The sequence below is a fragment of the Telluria sp. PB2R4 genome (assembly GCF_059685695.1).
In genome coordinates this window covers 41203-58784 of sequence record NZ_JCASIC010000018.1, presented here as the reverse complement: position 1 = coordinate 58784, position 17582 = coordinate 41203, and the positions used below count along the sequence as shown (strand labels likewise).

The 17582-nt window shown below is 66.5% G+C and carries 17 protein-coding genes; 10 read left to right on the top strand and 7 right to left on the bottom strand.

The annotated features are described in order from the left end of the window. The first annotated feature begins 5 nt into the window (after positions 1-5). The 8 genes from AC56LU_RS22655 to AC56LU_RS22620 all read left to right on the top strand — a co-directional run bounded on the left by AC56LU_RS22655 (position 6) and on the right by AC56LU_RS22620 (position 10589). Complete coding sequence (locus AC56LU_RS22655) at positions 6-398, top strand: PAS domain-containing protein (RefSeq protein ID WP_497177856.1); 393 nt, start codon at positions 6-8, stop codon at positions 396-398. Positions 399-422: 24 nt separating this feature from the next. Next, entirely contained in the window at positions 423-1793 is a 1371-nt protein-coding gene (locus AC56LU_RS22650) for a GGDEF domain-containing protein (RefSeq protein ID WP_497177855.1), read from the top strand. Further along, positions 1783-3546 (top strand): putative bifunctional diguanylate cyclase/phosphodiesterase, encoded by a 1764-nt coding sequence (locus AC56LU_RS22645; RefSeq protein ID WP_497177854.1) that lies wholly within the window; start codon positions 1783-1785, stop codon positions 3544-3546. The genes AC56LU_RS22650 and AC56LU_RS22645 overlap by 11 nt, the downstream gene beginning before the upstream one ends. Positions 3547-3679: 133 nt before the next feature. Further along, entirely contained in the window at positions 3680-3943 is a 264-nt protein-coding gene (locus AC56LU_RS22640; RefSeq protein ID WP_497177853.1) for a hypothetical protein, read from the top strand. 234 nt (positions 3944-4177) lie between these two features. Further along, complete coding sequence (gene mfd, locus AC56LU_RS22635) at positions 4178-7624, top strand: transcription-repair coupling factor (RefSeq protein WP_497177852.1); 3447 nt, start codon at positions 4178-4180, stop codon at positions 7622-7624. Positions 7625-7645: 21 nt separating this feature from the next. Then, positions 7646-8488, top strand: coding sequence for a phosphoserine phosphatase SerB (serB, locus tag AC56LU_RS22630; RefSeq protein ID WP_497177851.1), 843 nt, complete (start codon positions 7646-7648; stop codon positions 8486-8488). A gap of 227 nt (positions 8489-8715) precedes the next feature. Next, positions 8716-10050 (top strand): SGNH/GDSL hydrolase family protein, encoded by a 1335-nt coding sequence (locus AC56LU_RS22625; RefSeq protein ID WP_497177850.1) that lies wholly within the window; start codon positions 8716-8718, stop codon positions 10048-10050. Positions 10051-10136: 86 nt separating this feature from the next. Continuing rightward, positions 10137-10589, top strand: a complete 453-nt coding sequence (locus tag AC56LU_RS22620; protein WP_497177849.1) for a hypothetical protein — start codon at positions 10137-10139, stop codon at positions 10587-10589. A 66-nt stretch (positions 10590-10655) separates the two neighbouring features. Here AC56LU_RS22620 and AC56LU_RS22615 read toward each other — a convergent pair whose 3' ends face one another. The 4 genes from AC56LU_RS22615 to AC56LU_RS22600 all read right to left on the bottom strand — a co-directional run bounded on the left by AC56LU_RS22615 (position 10656) and on the right by AC56LU_RS22600 (position 13131). After that, positions 10656-11045 (bottom strand): cupin domain-containing protein, encoded by a 390-nt coding sequence (locus AC56LU_RS22615; RefSeq protein ID WP_497177848.1) that lies wholly within the window; start codon positions 11043-11045, stop codon positions 10656-10658. A gap of 84 nt (positions 11046-11129) precedes the next feature. Then, a complete protein-coding gene (locus AC56LU_RS22610; protein WP_497177847.1) occupies positions 11130-11549 on the bottom strand; it encodes a hypothetical protein in 420 nt (139 codons plus the stop codon). A gap of 5 nt (positions 11550-11554) precedes the next feature. Further along, the gene (locus tag AC56LU_RS22605) at positions 11555-12337 is read right to left on the bottom strand and encodes a Mut7-C RNAse domain-containing protein (protein WP_497177846.1); all 783 of its coding nucleotides are present in this window, start codon (positions 12335-12337) and stop codon (positions 11555-11557) included. Further along, the gene (locus AC56LU_RS22600; protein WP_497177845.1) at positions 12331-13131 is read right to left on the bottom strand and encodes a DUF72 domain-containing protein; all 801 of its coding nucleotides are present in this window, start codon (positions 13129-13131) and stop codon (positions 12331-12333) included. Before AC56LU_RS22600 ends, AC56LU_RS22605 begins: the two co-directional genes overlap by 7 nt. Before the next feature lie 122 nt (positions 13132-13253). Here AC56LU_RS22600 and trxC point away from each other — a divergent pair, with 122 nt between their 5' ends. Beyond that, the gene (gene trxC, locus AC56LU_RS22595) at positions 13254-13691 is read left to right on the top strand and encodes a thioredoxin TrxC (protein WP_497177844.1); all 438 of its coding nucleotides are present in this window, start codon (positions 13254-13256) and stop codon (positions 13689-13691) included. A gap of 119 nt (positions 13692-13810) precedes the next feature. Continuing rightward, the gene (locus AC56LU_RS22590; protein ID WP_497177843.1) at positions 13811-14170 is read left to right on the top strand and encodes a DUF4870 family protein; all 360 of its coding nucleotides are present in this window, start codon (positions 13811-13813) and stop codon (positions 14168-14170) included. Between the two features lie 37 nt (positions 14171-14207). Here the strand turns inward: AC56LU_RS22590 and AC56LU_RS22585 are convergent, their stop codons facing one another. From AC56LU_RS22585 to phaR, 3 genes are all read right to left on the bottom strand, one after another. Continuing rightward, positions 14208-15368 (bottom strand): cystathionine beta-lyase, encoded by a 1161-nt coding sequence (locus AC56LU_RS22585; RefSeq protein WP_497177842.1) that lies wholly within the window; start codon positions 15366-15368, stop codon positions 14208-14210. Continuing rightward, a complete protein-coding gene (rimO, locus tag AC56LU_RS22580; RefSeq protein WP_497177841.1) occupies positions 15365-16816 on the bottom strand; it encodes a 30S ribosomal protein S12 methylthiotransferase RimO in 1452 nt (483 codons plus the stop codon). The genes AC56LU_RS22585 and rimO overlap by 4 nt, the downstream gene beginning before the upstream one ends. Before the next feature lie 147 nt (positions 16817-16963). Next, entirely contained in the window at positions 16964-17530 is a 567-nt protein-coding gene (gene phaR / locus AC56LU_RS22575; protein WP_497177840.1) for a polyhydroxyalkanoate synthesis repressor PhaR, read from the bottom strand. Positions 17531-17582 lie beyond the last annotated feature (52 nt).

Below are 17582 nucleotides of genomic sequence, written 5' to 3'. Positions count from 1 at the left end.
TACCCATGAACGCACCCGCCCTGTCGTTTTCGACCGCCGACCTCGCCGCACAGCTCGACAACTGCTCGCCGGAACAGCTCGACGGGCTCGACTTCGGCGTGATCGGCTTCGACGCCGACACCAATGTGCAGCGCTACAACGCCTTCGAATCGCAGGCCGCCGGATTGTCGCCGCAACGCGTAATCGGCCAGCCGCTGTTCACCAATGTCGCGCCGTGCCTGAACAACTTCATGGTGGCCCAGCGCTTCGAGGACGCGATGGACGAGGGCAGCGCCCTGGACGACACCCTCGACTACGTCCTGACCCTGCGCATGCGCCCGGTCAAGGTGGCGCTGCGCCTGCTGGCCAGTCCCGCCAGCGGCAACCGCTACGTGCTGGTCCAGCGCCAGGCGCGCTGAGCGGGCGCGCCCGAGCCGAGTGCGATGAACGACATGGTGGACAACGTGGAGCAGCTGCGGGCCGAGCATGAAGCCCTGATCCAGTTCCTGTACCTGGCGCCGGTAGGCCTGGTGCAGGCCGATATCGACGGCGCCATCGTCATGATGAACCCGGTCTCGGCCCAGCTGCTGATGCCGCTCTCGCGCGACGGCGGCCTGGACAACCTGTTCTCCGCACTGGAAAGCGTCGCACCCGAGCTGCGCCACCTGTGCGCCGATTACGAGCGCCCTTCCGGCAAGATCTGCGACGGCCTGCACCTGCACCTGAACGCCGGCGGCGCCGGCAAGCGGGTGCCGCAGATCCTGGCGGTCACCCTGCTCAAGCTCGACGCCCGGCGCATCATGGCGGTGATCGACGACGTCACGCTGCAGGTAAGGCGCGACCGCCAGCTGCGCCAGAACGACGCCTGGTTCAACGCCATCCTGACCGGCATCACCGATTACGCCCTGGTCGGCCTGGACGCCGCCGGCGCCGTCACCGAGTGGAACCCCAGCATCGGCCGTGTCACCGGCTTCGGCCAGGAGGTGGTGGGCCGGCCCTATTCGGTCTTCTATCCGCTCGACGCGATGACCCCCGAGCACCTGCTCGACCGCCTGCGCGATGCCGAACGCGATGGCTGGAGCCTCGACGAAGGCAGGCGCATGCGCGCCGACGGCAGCGGCTTCTGGGGCAGCGCCCTGATCGCCCCCCTGCCCGAACGCGAGCCGCCGGGCGGCCTGGAGGCGGACGGCCCGGCCTACTGCCTGATCCTGCGCGACATCACCGACAAGCGCGAAGCCACCGAGCGGCGCCGGCGCGAAGCCTTCGGCGACTACCTTACCGGCCTGGCCAACCGGCGCGCCTTCTTCGAGGCGGCCGAGCAGGAACTCAGCCGCAGCAACATCGTGCCGCGCCCGACCGCCGTGATCGTGCTCGACGCCGACCACTTCAAGGCCATCAACGACCGCCATGGCCACCCGGGCGGCGACGCCGTGCTGCAGCACCTGGCGGCGGTACTGGGCGAGACCTTCCGCGCGGTCGACGTCGTCGCACGCATCGGCGGCGAGGAATTCGCGGTACTGCTGCCGTCCACCGACCTGCCGCGCGCAGCCGTGGTGGCGGAACGCCTGCGCGCCAGCGTGGCCTCGCAGGTGGTCCACTTCGAAGGCGCACGCATCCAGTACACCGTCAGCGCCGGCATCGCCAGCCTGGACGACGGCGAAGGAGGCATCGACCTGCTGCTCAAGCGCGCCGACCAGGCCCTGTACGCCGCCAAGCGCGCCGGCCGCAACCGCGTCGAACGCTGGCGCCCCGAGATGGCCGCCGCACCACTGCACGGGGCCCAGGACAATGATGGAGGCCGCGTTGCAGCCTGATCCGAACGCCGCCTACGAAGCCCTGGTGCAGTTCCTGTACCGCGCGCCGATCGGGCTGGCCCAGATCGCGCCGGACGGCACGGTCGACATGCTCAATCCGATGGCCTCGAACCTCTTGATGCCGATCGCGCGCGACACCGGCCTGGACAACCTTTACGCCGTGCTGGACCCGATCGCGCCCCAGCTGCCAGCCCTCGCCGCCGCGTTCGACGAGCCTTCCGGCGTCATCTGCGAAGGCATGCGTGCGCCGCTGCCGCTCGAGCTGACCTCGGGCAGCCCGCAGGTACTTGCGATCAGCCTGATGAAGCTCGACGCCGAGCGCCTGATGGCGGTCGTCAGCGACGTCACCCACGAAGTGCAGCGCGAACAGGACACCCTGGTGCGCCGCCTGCGCAACGCCGCCCGCACCGACGCGCTCACGCGCATGCCGAACCGCGAAGCAGTGCGCGAGCAGCTCCAGCACCTGGTGGCGCGGCCGCACTCGGCCGGCCAGTTCGCCGTGCTGTTCATGAACTGCGACCGCTTCCGCCAGATCAACGACACCCTCGGCCAGGCCGCCGGCGACGAATTGCTGGTGCAAATCGCCGACCGCATCCGCGGCGCGCTGCGCCCGCCGAACGACCGCATCGACACCGCCAGCGGCAGCGGCCAGCTGGCCGCGCGCGTGGGCGGCGACGAATTCGTCGTGGTGCTCGACGGGATGCGTTCGCGCGACGACGCCGAGCGCGTCGCCGGACGCATCCTCGATGCGCTGGCGCGCCCCTACCGCGTACACGGCACCGAGGTCGTGTGCGGCACCAGCCTCGGGCTGGCCTGGGGCGCCGCGGGCGAACACGAGGGCGCTCGCGACGCCGACGAGATCCTGCGCGACGCCGGCATCGCCATGGTCGAAGCCAAGCGCGCCGGCGGCGCACGCCACCTGGTGTTTGAGGCCTCGATGCGCGAACGCGCCGAACACCGTGCCGGCATCGAGGCCGAGCTGCGCCAGGCGCTGGCCGAGGAACAGCTGTTCGTCGTGTACCAGCCGGTGGTCGGCCTGCGGCCGGATGGCGGCACCGACCACGCCGCCGGCGTCGAGGCCCTGGTGCGCTGGCGTCATCCGGTACGCGGCATCGTGCCGCCGATCGAGTTCATCACCGTGGCCGAAGAGTGCGGCCTGATCGGTGCCGTGGGCGACTTCGTACTCGAACGTTCCTGCCGCGACTTCATGGACTGGCGCGCCCGCCTGGGAAGCGGCGCGCCGCGCCTGATCGCGGTGAACCTGTCGCGCGCCCAGCTCGGGCAGCCGGGCTGGATCGACAGCGTGCGCCGTGTCCTGCAAGTGACCGGCATGCCGCCCGAGCAGCTCCAGCTCGAGATCACCGAGAGCCTGGCGGCGCAGGACCAGGGCATCCAGCAGCGCCTGCACGAACTGAAGGCGCTCGGCATCCAGCTGGCGCTCGACGATTTCGGCACCGGCTATTCCTCGCTGTCCAGCCTGCACCTGCTGCCGGTGGACACGGTCAAGATCGACCGCTCCTTCGTCAGCCAGGCCGACACCAGCCACCATCACCGCGTGCTGATCGACGCCACCGTCAAGGTGGCGCAGAGCCTGGGCATGAAGACCGTGGCCGAAGGCATCGAGACGGCGTCGCAGGCCGAGGTCGTACGCACGCTGAGCTGCGCCAAGGGCCAGGGCTATTTCTACAGCCGCCCCTTGGCGTCGGACGCCCTGCTGGCATGGCTGCTGAGCCATGAGGAGATGGCTGCCTGACCTACTGTCGGGCCACGCGGTTAAGTATGTACGCACGGTCCTACATCGACTGACGCCCTGTTCCTATTTTCCGCATAACGCGCACCTCGCATGATGGCCTGACCCATCCACATGAATACCGAGGAGAATTCGAATGAGCAAGATCCAAACTGCACTGCTGGGCGGCATCATGGCGCTGTCGCTGGCAGCCTGCACCACCCCCGACACCACCACCGACTCGACCAGCTCCGGCTCGTCGATGGGCACCGGCGCCACCGGCACCAGCAGCCCGTCGGGCCAGAGCGGCACCAACACCGGGACGACGAACGACCTGGCCACCCCGGCCACTACCACGCCGCCGGCCACCACCACCACGCCGCCGGCCACCAGTTCGTCAACCTCGGGCACCGGCCGCTGAGCGGCTGTTGCGGGCTCTGCTCTTTTCTGGCCGGACACCCGGCCGCGCAGCCCGGTCGCAGCCGGGCTGTCCTTATTCTGCTCTGCCGTTTGCCTCGCTCGTTGTAGATTCGCCACTATCGCGCGCTGGCCAGGCCCATCGCGCCAACCCCTGGTGCAGCCCGAGCCGCCCGGCGGCGCAGCAGCCATTCGTCTATAATGCACGGTCACTGTTGCGAACGTCACTGCGCGCTCAATGCCCTTCGATCTCAAGAAAAATCTTCCCAAGCCAGGAACCCGTTTCGCCCTTCCCGCCCTGCACGGCTCAAGCGATGCCTATGCGCTCGCCACCGCCGCGCTCGCGCTGAAGGACAAGCAGCAAATCCTTACGGTCATCGTGGCCAATGCCAGCGACGGCCAGCGCCTGCTCGACGAGATTCCCTGGTTCGCCGGCGGGCGACTGGCATGCCACCTGCTGCCCGACTGGGAAACCCTGCCCTACGACGCGTTCTCGCCGCACCAGGACCTGGTGTCCGAACGCCTGGCCACGCTGCACGAGATCCGCAACGGCCAGTGCGACGTACTGGTGGTGCCGGCCACCACCGCGCTGGTGCGGCTGGCCCCGCCCTCCTTCCTGGCGGCCTACACCTTCTTCTTCCGCCAGGGCGAACGCCTCGACGAAGCGAAGCTCAAGGCCCAGCTAACCCTCGCCGGTTATACGCATGTATCGCAGGTCATGTCGCCGGGCGAATACTCGGTGCGCGGCGGCCTGATCGACCTGTTCCCGATGGGTTCGGTGCTGCCCTATCGCCTCGACCTGTTCGGCGACGAGATCGAATCGATCCGTACCTTCGACGCCGATACGCAGCGCTCGTTGTACCCCGTCAAGGAAGTGCGCTTGCTGCCGGGCCGCGAGTTCCCGATGGACGAAGCGGCACGCACCGCCTTCCGCGGCCGCTGGCGCGAGCGTTTCGAGGGCGATCCTTCGCGCTCGCCGATCTACCGCGATATCGGCAACGGCATCGCCTCGGCCGGCATCGAGTATTACCTGCCGCTGTTCTTCGACGAGACCGCGACCCTGTTCGACTACCTGCCGCAAGACACCACGCTGGCCCTGGTCGGCGACATCGAAGCGGCGATCCAGCGCTTCTGGCTCGATACCGAGTCGCGCTACAAATTCCTCAAGAGCGACCGCGAACGGCCGATCCTCGAACCGCGCGAGCTGTTCCTGGGCGCCGAGCAGTTCTTCACCTGCGCCAAGCCGCACGGGCGCTGGACCATCGGCAAGGACCCGGCCGCCCCAGCCTCCGAGCTGTCGGCGCCGATCCCCGACATCGCGGTCAACCGCCGCCTCGACGATCCACTCAGCAGCCTGCGGGCCTACCTGGCGCGCCAGGATGCGCGCGTAATGATCGTCGCCGATTCCGCCGGCCGCCGCGAAACCCTGCAGCAGTACTTCCACGAATACGGGCTCGAGCTGGTGCCGGTCGAAGGCTTCGGGGGCTTCCGTGCCACCGACGCCAGGCTGGCGCTGGGCGTGGCGCCGCTGCAGGCTGGCTTCGAACTGATCGAGGACGCTGCCGGCCACCTGGTCTTCGTCACCGAGACCGAGCTGTACGCGGGCTCGGGCCGGCGCGCCGGCAAGAAGAAGCAAGAAGCCACCAGCCAGGTTGAATCGATGGTGCGCGACCTGTCGGAGCTGAAGATCGGCGACCCGGTGGTCCACATCAACCACGGCATCGGCCGCTACATGGGCCTGATGAGCATGGACCTGGGCGAAGGCGAGACCGAGTTCCTGCACCTGGAATACGCCAAGGAGACCAAGCTCTACGTCCCGGTCTCGCAACTGCATGTGATCTCGCGCTACTCCGGCACCTCGCCCGAAGACGCGCCGCTGCACGCGCTCGGCTCCGGCCAGTGGGACAAGGCCAAGAGAAAGGCCGCCGAGCAGGTGCGCGACACCGCCGCCGAATTGCTCAACCTGTACGCGCGCCGCGCCGCGCGCCAGGGCCACGCTTTCGAATACTCAAACATCGACTACGAGAACTTCGCCGGCAGCTTCGGTTTCGACGAAACGCCGGACCAGGCCGAGGCCATCCACAACGTCATCAAGGACATGACCTCGGGGCGCCCGATGGACCGCCTGGTGTGCGGCGACGTCGGTTTCGGCAAGACGGAGGTCGCGCTGCGCGCCGCCTTCATCGCCGTCATGGGCGGCAAGCAGGTCGCCATCCTGGCGCCGACCACGCTGCTGGCCGAACAGCATGCACAGACCTTCGCCGACCGCTTCGCCGACTGGCCTGTGAAGATCGCCGAGCTGTCGCGCTTCCGCACCGGCAAGGAAATCAACAACGCGATCAAGGGCATGGCCGACGGCACCCTCGACATCGTGATCGGCACCCACAAGCTGCTCTCGCCCGACGTCAAGTTCACTCGCCTGGGCCTGGTGATCATCGACGAGGAACACCGCTTCGGGGTGCGCCAGAAAGAAGCGCTGAAGGCCCTGCGCGCCGAGGTCGACGTGCTCACGCTGACCGCGACCCCGATCCCGCGCACCCTCGGCATGGCGCTGGAAGGCCTGCGCGACTTCTCGATCATCGCCACCGCGCCGCAGAAACGCCTGGCGATCAAGACTTTTGTCCGCAGCGAAGACGGATCCGTCATCCGCGAAGCCTGCCTGCGCGAACTGAAGCGCGGCGGCCAGATCTACTTCCTGCACAACGAGGTCGAGACCATCGAGAACCGCCGCGCGACGCTGCAAGAGCTGCTGCCGGAAGCGCGCATCGGCGTGGCGCACGGCCAGATGCACGAGCGCGACCTGGAAAAGGTCATGCGCGATTTCGTCGCACAGCGCTACAACATCCTGCTGTGCACCACCATCATCGAAACCGGCATCGACGTGCCGACCGCGAACACCATCATCATGCACCGCGCCGACCGCTTCGGCCTGGCCCAGCTGCACCAGCTGCGCGGGCGCGTCGGCCGTTCGCACCACCAGGCCTATGCCTACCTGTTGGTCAGCGATGTATCCGGCCTGACCAAGCAGGCGCAGCGCCGCCTGGACGCGATCCAGGCGATGGAAGAACTGGGCAGCGGCTTCTACCTGGCGATGCACGACCTGGAGATCCGCGGCGCCGGCGAGGTGCTGGGCGAGAACCAGTCCGGCGAGATGCTGGAAGTCGGGTTCCAGCTGTATTCCGACATGCTGAACGAGGCGGTGCGCTCGCTCAAGGCGGGCAAGGAGCCCGACCTGGCCGCGCCGCTGTCTTCCACCACCGAGATCAACCTGCATGTGCCGGCCCTGCTGCCGTCGGACTACTGCGGCGACGTGCACGAGCGCCTGTCGATCTACAAGCGCCTGGCCAACTGCGAAAGCCAGGACAAGATCGACGGCATGCAGGAGGAACTGATCGACCGCTTCGGCAAGCTGCCGGAACCGGTGAAGGCGCTGATCGAGACCCATCGCCTGCGCATCGCCGCCAAGTCGGTCGGCATCGTCAAGATCGACGCCCATGGCGAAGCGGCCAACCTGCAGTTCATGGAGAAGCCGCCGATCGACCCGATCAAGATCATCACGCTGATCCAGAAGAACCGCCACATCAAGCTGGCCGGCCAGGACAAGCTGCGCATCAGCGCCAGCATGCCCGACCTGGCGGCCCGCGTGACGCAGGTAAAACAGACCATCAAACAGCTTCTCGCCTAGTTTCCCATTGATTCCATGACCATGAACCTGGTGCTCCAGGGGCCGCAGGCCTCGTTCCAAACACTCGACGGCCTGGCCGCACTGGCTGCACCGGCGCGCGTCACCCGCCTCGGCGACCATGCCATCCGCTGCGAGGATGTGCCGTTCTCAAACGAACTCAAGGAGCGCATCGACGCCGCGGCCTACGCCGCCCAGGTCGATGCCTGCTTCATCGAGGCCGGCCGCACGCTGCGCGACTTCGGGCTGGTGGCCATGGACATGGATTCGACCCTGATCACCATCGAGTGCATCGACGAGATCGCGGACATGCAAGGCCTCAAGCCGCAGGTGGCCGAGATCACCGAGGCCGCGATGCGCGGCGAGCTCGATTTCGCGGCCAGCCTGACGCGCCGCGTGGCGCTGCTCGAGGGCCTCGACGCCGGCGCGCTGCAGCGCGTCTACGACGAACGCCTGCGCATCTCGCTGGGCGGCGAAGCCATGCTGCAGGCGGTGCAGGCGGCCGGCCTGAAGACCCTGCTGGTGTCGGGCGGCTTTACCTTCTTCACCGACCGGTTGAAAGGGCGCCTGTCGCTCGACTTCACCCACGCCAACGTGCTCGAAGTGGCGGATGGCAAGCTGACCGGCCGCGTGCTCGGCGGCATTGTCGACGCGGAAGAAAAGAGGCGTACCGTGCAGCGCGTCTGCAAGGAGCTTGGCATCGATCCGGCTCAGGCCATCGTGATGGGCGACGGCGCCAATGACCTGAAGATGATGGGCATTGCCGGCCTGTCGGTGGCCTTTCGCGCCAAGCCGGTGGTGCGCGCGCAGGCGGCCGTTGCCCTGAACTTCTGCGGCCTCGACGGCCTGATGAATATCCTACAGTAAAACTTGCATACCGCCTGGATTGACGGGCGATATGCGATTTCAATACGAAACTTCATGCGGAGGCGAACCGTCGCGTTTCGCATAAGTTTCCTCTGTTCCGTAAGTTCAGCGCACAAGTACGAGCCAGCGCAAAAGATGTGAGATGCACGATTGGATGAGCGGCGCTGCTGGTCTATGTTAGTGATGCGGCCGCGCCGCGGTTGCACCTCATTCGACAGGAGCATGCCATGTCCAACCCGGCTTTCGGCACGTCGTCTTCATCCCTTTCCAATCCTCACGATTCGGCGCGCAATGGGGACGCGCTGCGCCATGGACGCCGGCAATTCCTGCGCGGCGTTCCCGCACTGGCCGGCACACTTGCCGGAACGGCGGCGCTGGCGCCGGATTCCGCATCCGCGCAGACAAGGCGCACCGACGGCTGGTGCGCTACCTGGGGATGCGCGCCCGCGGGCCCGCCGCCGTCCGCGAGCACGATGAGTTTCAGCGCACAAACGCTGCGCATGATCGTACGCGCCAGCATCGGCGGCAACCGCGTGCGGGTGCGCCTGACCAACGAGATGGGCCGCACGCCGCTGACCATCGGCGCCGCACAGATCGGCCTGCGCAGCGCGGGGCAGGCCGTCGTTGCGGGATCGAACCGTGCCCTGACCTTCGGTGGCCGCAGCGCGGTCACCATCCAGCCCGGCACCCCGGTGGTCTCCGACCCGGTGTTCTTCCAGATCCCGGCCTTCGCCGACCTGGCAATCAGCCTGTATTTCCCGGGTACCGTGTACGCCACCACGATCCACCGGGATTCCTGGCAAACGAACTACGTGTCCACCGCCGGCAACTTCACGGCCAACACCACGTTCACACTGTCACGGTCGCTTGCGTCCTGGCCCTTCCTGAGCGAGGTCGATGTCGATGGCGGTGCGCCCTGCGTGGTCGCCATCGGCGATTCGATCACCGATGGCCAGGGCAGCACGGGGAACCAGAGCCGTCGCTGGCCCGACTACCTGGCGCGCAGGCTGCAGGCGGAACTCGGCAGCGCGGGCCGGATCGGCGTCGTCAACCGCGGCATTGCCGGCAACCGCCTGCTGCTGGACCATCCGGATGCGCTGCTGGCCGGGAACGACGTGCTGGAACGCTTCGACCGCGACGTGCTGGCGACGCCCGGCGTGCGCGCCGTGATCGCGGCGATCGGCATCAACGACATCGTCTACGCCTCCGGCACGGCGCTGAGCGAAATGCGCGACGACCTGATTGCCGGTTACCGCCAGCTGATCGCACGTGCGCACGCACGCGGCCTGGCGGCGCTCGGCGCCACCTTGCCGCCGATGCTAGGATTCGTCTACTACACGGCGGCGCGCGAAGCGGTACGCCAGCAGGTGAACGGCTGGCTGCGCTCGGCGAACGAATTCGACACCCTGATCGACTGGGACATGGTGCTGCGCGACCCGGCGGCGCCGACGCGGCTGCGCAGCGCGTATAACAGCCGTGACTGGCTGCATCCGAACGACGCCGGCTGCCAAGCCCTGGCTGCCGCCGTGCCGCTGGGAGAGCTCACCTCGCTGCTGGTATAGGATGCTGCTGCCGTTTGTAAGGAGTTGTAATTCCGCGCAGAATTTGCGCCGGGTTTTCTTATCATGGCTGAATCAGGAGGACCGCCATGAAAAAACTTATTTTCGTTACCGCGTCGCTGGCCGTACTGGCCGGTTGCGCCGCGCCCGGCCCGAATTATTACGGCAGCCAGGCCTACCCGCGCTCGGGCGATCCGAGCCAGTGGCAAGTGGTGTCGGTGACACCGGTACCGCTGGGCACTGGCGCCCGCGCAGCGGCTGCCGGTGACACCGGGGCCACCACGACCTACAGCCCGGCGCCGGCGTCTCAACAGCCGATCTATGTGCAGGAACAGCCGGTGTATGTGCAGCAGCGTCCGGCCTATGTATACCAGCCGCAGCCGGTATACGTGCCGGAGCCGGTGTACCAGCCGCGCTATTACTACCCGCCGGTCACGATCGGCCTCGGCTTCAACTTCGGCAGCGGCTGGGGACACCACCGCCACGGACGCTGGGGTGGGCACGTCGGTACCCGCTTCCCGCTCCACTACCGCCGCCGCTGAGGCGAGCGGGTATCGAAGCCGGCAGCAAGGCCGGCTTTTCTTAGCCCCCACTTGCCCAGGGTGGGATCAGTGCCCGTGGTGGTGCTTCTCGTACTCGTCCGCATCATGCTTGGTGGCGTGGACGATGCCATCCGGGTGCTCCGGCGGCGTGTACAGCGTGTACAGGCGCATCGGCTCGGTCTGCGAGGTATTGATGACATTGTGCTCGGTGCCGGCCGGGATCACCACCGCGACGCCGTCTTCCAGCGCGTGCTTCTCGCCGTCCAGGATCGCCACACCCTCACCCGCTTCGACCCGGATGAACTGGTCGTGGCCTTCATGGTGCTCCATGCCGATCTCTTCGCCCGGCTGCAAGGTCATGATGACCAGCTGGCTGCGCTGCGTGGTGTAGAGCACTTCGCGGAAGTTATTTCCGGCAAGCGTTTTCTCTTCGATATTGATGCTGTAACCCGACATGGTTCTTCTCCTGATAACGCGACACGCGGCTGTTGCCGCCTCGTCCATATTGTATAAGAGCCAAGCGGATCGCGTGCGCGAGGGCTAGCCGCGGGAGCCGAACAAGTCGTGGGCGTCGAGCAGCGCATAGGCGATCTCGGGCCGCGCGTTCAGGCAGCGCCGCACCGCCGCGGGCACCGATTGCCGCGCCTTCTTGCACAATCCCGGCTTCTCTTCCAGCACGACGATGATGCCGCGCACCGACCGCACCTCGTTCGGGCCCGGCTCGATGCGCAGCTCGGCGCCGATGTTTTTCCGGATCAGCGCCTGGACGTGCTTCAGGTCGTCATAGGTGTCGATGCGCTCGATGCGCTCGCACAGCTTCTGCTCCTGTTGGCGGGTCAACGCCAGCGGCCGGTGGTCGGCCCGCGGGTCGGCCATGACACGCTCGCGCTCGCACACGCAGGCGCCGGGCGGGCACTCGATGCGGACGGGGAAAGGAAACGGCGAAACGGCGTCGCTCACGCTGGTCAAGGATGGGAGTCTGGGGTCGACGGCAATTTTACATCAGCCGCAGGCGCCGCCACGTCTTCCAGAAGCCCCTGCATGCGCGCATGGTGCGAGCCCTTCCAGTAAACCCGGCCGCAATTGTCGCAGAGGGTGAACTCCTCGTGGCTGGCGGCCACCCGAGGAGGCAGGCGATCGAGCACATCGTCCTTCGCTACCGGCCTCAGCGGCAGGTTACAGCGCAGGCACAGCGAGAAAGGACGCATGCCGGCGCCGAGGCGCAAGCGCGCAAACAGTTCACCCAACTGTTCCGTCGGGTCAAGGGCATGCAGGTAGCAGCCGAGTTCCACGGTCCGGCGCTTGAGCAGCTCGCGGTCGCGGGTGAGCAGCACCCGGGCCTCCTCGCGGGCAATGCGCTCGATCTCGTCGTCGTGGTAGCCGTTGTCGTACAGCGTATCGTAGCCGGCCATGCGCAGCAGTCGCGCCAGAGCGCCCAGGTGGGCGTCGGCGACGAAACGCAGGCGCTCTTCGGGCCACGTACGGAGACACTGCAATGGACGCACGTCCAGCAGGCCGAAGGCCGGATACGCCGCTACCCGGTCTCCTTCGCGCAGCAAGCGCCCGAAGCCGCTCGATTCGCCGTTCACCAGCACCAGCTCGACCTCGGTATGCGGCACGCCGAGCGCCTCGATCATGTGCTTGACCGTGGCCTCGCGCGCGCAGGCAGTGCTGAATGCGCGCCCGCGCCGCGCGCGCGGCAGGAAGTCGCCCAGTCCGTCGTAGAAGCGGAAGGTGGCCGTCACCACGGCGGCGACAGGATCGCGGCCTCGTCCAATGGCTGCCCGTCCAGGCCATGCAGCAGCTGCAGCGCATTCGGCACGGCCTCACCCGCCGCGGTGTTATCGAAGATGCACCAGCAGGTACGGCCCGCGGCAGCCTGCCGCGCCAGTTCGCGGCGCACCGATTCGACGTATTCGGGCGAATAGCGCGAATAATAAATGCGTGGCGTCCCGTGCAGGCGCACATAGACGATGCTGGTGCTGGTCGGGACGTGCGGGCCCGGCTGGCCGGCCGCCGGGTCGGCGATCACCCGCGCCACGCCGCTCTCCATCAGCAGTGCGGTGGCCGCTTCCGAGAACCAGGTCGGATGCCGGGCCTCGAAGGCCACCGCGCAGCCGACGATGGCGTGCAACTGGCGGAAGAACAGGCGCGCCGTCTCGTCGACGAAACCGAATTTGGGGGGCAGCTGTACCAGCAGGCAGCCCAGCTTCTCGCCCAACTCACCGACCTCGGCCGCGAATTGCACCAACTGCTGCTCGACGTTTTCGAGGCGCGCATCGTGGCTGATGGCGCGCGGCACCTTCACCGCGAAACGGAAATCGTCGGGCGTGCAGCCGGCCCACTTGGCGTAGGTCGCCGCGCGGTGCGGACGATAGAAGGACGAGTTGATCTCCACCGCCGGGAACACGGCGGCGTAGCGCTCGAGGTGGCTGTCCTCGACGGGAAAGTGGGCGGCTTCGGCCTTGGGCAGGCTCCAGCCGGCGCAGCCGACCAGCAGACGGCCGGGTGCGTTTCCTTCAACTCTTGCTTGAGCGGTCATTGGTCTGGTAAAAATGGCAATGACCCGATTCTACGGAATGCGGGGTAACGGCGGCGCATGCCTGCAGACGCGGGATGATCGACTTACAATGGTCGCCAACATGTTGAACAGAGGAGAAAACAATGAGCGACCCGATCCATGTCGTCTGCCCGCAATGCGATGCGGTGAACCGGCTGGCGGCCGAGCGTCTCAACGATGCCCCCGTCTGCGGCAAGTGCGCCCAGCCCTTGTTCACGGGCCGTCCGCTGGACGTGGACAGCGCCCGCTTCACCAAACACGTGTCGCGCAGCGAGCTGCCGGTGCTGGTCGATTTCTGGGCCGAATGGTGCGGCCCCTGCAAGATGATGGCGCCGCATTACGCGCAGGCGGCGCAGCGCCTCGAGCCGAGGGTGCGCCTGCTGAAAGTGGACACCGAGCGCAGCCAGGACCTGGCCGCGCAGTTTGCGATCCGCAGCATTCCCACGCTGGCCCTGTTCCGCGGCGGGCGCGAGGTGGCAAGGCAGTCGGGCGCCATGGATGCCGGGCGGCTGGTGGCCTGGGTCGAGTCGCAGCTGGGGTAAAGGGACGGGCCGGTCTTGAAGAAAAGGCCGGGGGCCCTCATGTTGGCAAAACGGCAGCACTCGCTGCTACAATGTGTCGCGTACGGGCGTTCCCGTGTTCCCCTTGAAGGAGAAAACTGATGTCGCAAGACCTGGTAATGGATCGCGGAACCGAGGACGCCAAGCAGTTCGCGCGCATCCTGTACGTCGCACACGCCCTCACCTTCCTGTTCTCGGCCGGCCTGCTGTCGATCCTGGTGCTGATCGTCAACTACGTCAAGCGCCCGGAGACCCAGGGCACCATCGTCTATTCGCACCACAGCTGGATGATCCGCTCGTTCTGGTGGTACCTGGTGTGGTCGATCGTTGCATGGGTGCTCGCGGTGACCATCATCGGCATTCCGATCGCCGTGGTCGTCTGGGGCGCAGCCTGGCTGTGGGCGGCTTACCGCATCATTCGCGGCTTCCTGGATCTGAACAATAATCGGGCAATGCCGTAATGTGATTGTCGTACGGTGGGCGGCGGTGCCGCCCACGTCACATTCGCGCCAGCGCCTGCGCGATGTCGGCAATGAGGTCGTCCGTCTCTTCCAGCCCGATATTGAAACGCACCAGCACGCCCTCTTCCTGCCACCGGCTGCGGATCGCCCTGATTCGGTAAGGCATCACCAGGCTGTTCGGACCGCCCCAGCTGTAGCCGAGGCCGAACAGCGTCAAGGCATCGACGAAGCGGTCAGTCTGCTCTTCCGTGTAACGCGGATCGAACAGCACCGAGAACAGCCCGCCCGCACCCTTGAAATCACGCTGCCAGTGTTCGTGCCCCGGACAGTCCTCGAAGGCCGGATGCAGCACCTTGCTAATCTCGGGACGGGCCTTCAGCCACGCCGCCACCTTGCGTGCGCCCGCGTCGTGCGCCTCGAAGCGCAGCTTCATGGTCGGCAGGCCGCGCATCACCAGGTAGGCGTCGTCGGCGCCGACACCCAGGCCGAGGCGCATGTGCGCCTGCGCCAGATGGTCGTTCAAGGCGCGATCCCGTGTAATCACTGCACCCATCAGGAGGTCGGCGCCGCCCGACTGATATTTGGTGAGCGCATGCATGACGATGTCGGCGCCGACATCGAAGCCACGCAGCGCCAGGCCGGCAGCCCAGGTATTGTCGAGCGCGACCGGCACGCCCCGTGCTTTGGCGGCCCGGCAGATTGCTGGCAAGTCCGCCACTTCCATCGACACCGACCCCGGGGCCTCGGCCCAGACCAGCCTGGTGTTCGGCTGGATCAGCGCCGCAATGCCGGCCCCGATCATCGGATCGTAGAAACGCGCGCTCACGCCGAAGTCCTGCGACAGCCAGCGTCCGAGTTCGCGGTTCGGGTTGTAGACGTTCTCCGGCAACAGCACGTCGTCGCCACTCTTCAAGAGGGCAAAGTTGATCATCGCGATCGCCGACAGGCCGGAAGGCGCCAGCAGGCAGTGATTACCGCCCTCGATTTGCGCCAGGCGCGCTTCCAGCGTGAAAGTGGTCGGCGTGCCATGCAGGCCGTAGGTGTAGGAAGTCTTGTCCTTCCACTGGCCGGAGCGCATCGCGGCCACGTTCTCGAACAGGACGGTCGAAGCGCGGTGCACGGCTGGCGGGAAGGCGTCGAAGCCGCCAGGCGCCTCGTAATCGCTGTGGATCAGGGCAGTCTGGGGCTGCTTCTTCATGCCACCGTGGCCCACAGGTCGTGGGCATCGGCCCTGGTGATCACCACGTCGATGAACTGGCCGACCGCCGGCTTGGCCTTGCCTGGCTGGAGCGCGCGCTTGATGTGGACCACGCCGTCGATCTCCGGGGCGTCGGCGGCGGTGCGGCCGATCGCTTCGCGGGCGCCGACTTCGTCGACCAGCACGCGCATGGTCTTGCCGACCTTGGCCTGCATGCGCTTGAGGGAGATTTCTTCCTGCAGCAGCATGACGCGCGCACGGCGTTCTTCGCGCACCGCTTCTGGCACCGGGTTATCCAGCAGGTTGGCAGTGGCGCCCTCCACCGGCGAGTAGGCGAAGCAGCCGAGGCGGTCGATCTGCGCCTCGCGCAGGAAGTCCAGCAGGTACTCGAATTCTTCCTCGGTCTCGCCCGGGAAGCCGGCAATGAACGTGGAGCGGATGGTCAGGTCCGGGTTCATGCGGCGCCACGCCAGGATGCGGTCGAGGTTCTTCTCGCCGCTGGCCGGGCGCTTCATGCGCTTGAGCACATCCGGGTGAGCGTGCTGCATCGGGATGTCGAGGTAAGGCAGCACGTGGCCGTCGCCCATCAGCGGAATCACCTGGTCGACGTGCGGATACGGGTAGACATAGTGCATGCGCACCCAGGCGTCGTACTGGCGCGCCATCTTGCCCAGTTCTTCAGTGAGCTGGGTCATGTGGGTCTTGACCGGGCGGCCGTTCCAGAAGCCGGTACGGAACTTGACGTCGACGCCGTAGGCGCTGGTGTCCTGCGAGATGATGAGCAGTTCCTTGACGCCGGCCTTGAACAGGTTCTCGGCTTCCTTCAGCACCTCGTGGATCGGGCGCGAGACCAGGTCGCCGCGCATCGACGGGATGATGCAGAAGCTGCAGCGGTGGTTGCAGCCTTCCGAGATCTTCAGGTAGGCGTAGTGCTTCGGGGTGAGCTTGACGCCGTGGTCGGGCACCAGGTCCACGAAAGGATCGTGGGGCTTCGGCAGGTGCAAGTGCACCGATTCCATCACCTCGGTCACGGCGTGCGGGCCGGTCACGGCCAGCACCTTCGGGTGCACCTTGGTGATGATGTCGTCGCCGGCCGCATCCTTCTTGGCGCCCAGGCAGCCGGTGACGATGACCTTGCCGTTTTCGGCCAGCGCCTCGCCGATCGCATCGAGCGATTCCTGCACGGCGGCGTCGATGAAGCCGCAGGTGTTGACGATCACCAGGTCGGCGCCGTCGTAGGAATTGGCGGTCTGGTAACCCTCCGCGCGCAGCTGGGTCAGGATCTGCTCGGAATCGACCAGCGCCTTCGGGCAGCCGAGCGACACGAAGCCGACCTTGGGCGCGACCGTGCCGGCGGCCGGACTCGGGATGACGAGCGACGGGGCGGCGGGTGCGGCCGGGGTGGCTGCGGTGTTGGCTGAGGAAGGATTACGGCGAAGTTCGGTCATGGGCGGACGACAAAGAAGCTGGGCAATCCGCGATTGTACCCGAACAGGGTGCGCCAGTGCTACCGGCGGGGATGTTCGCCGGCCCACGCAAACGCACTACGGGGCCGGCGACTGTCTCGAAAAGACGACTTCTTATTGACTTAATATTTACTTCTTGTCGGTCGGCGGTGGCGTCATGCCCGGGAAGGGGAAGGCGCCGAACAAGGTCTTGCTCTGGTTCTGCATCTGTTCCTGCATCTGCAGGAACAGGTTTTTCGACTGGTCGATGTAGTTGTTCATCATGCCCTGCATCATCGGGCCCTGGACGTTCATGAACTGGGTCCACATTTCCGGGCTGAAGGGCTTGCCCTCCAGGGCGCCGGCGGCGTTGCTGGTGAACTTGTTTTGGATGTCGGTGAACGCCTGCACGTTCTTCTCGAGGTAGGAACCCATCATGCCCTGCATGGCATGGCCGTAGTAACGAATGATCTGGGCCAGCACCGAGCTGGAGAACATCGGCACACCGTTGGCCTCCTCTTCCAGGATGATCTGGAGCAGGATGCTGCGGGTCAGGTCTTCGTTGGACTTGGCGTCGACAACAGTGAATTCGTCGGCGTCGAGCACCAGCTGCTTCACGTCGGTCAAGGTGATGTAAGAACTGGTCTGGGTGTCGTACAGACGGCGGTTCGGGTATTTCTTAATCAGGCGCTCGGTACTCTTCTTCACACTGCTCATCTCGTGTCTCTTCGTTGTGCGTCGCGGCAGCGGTAACCGCAAGCTATTTTTC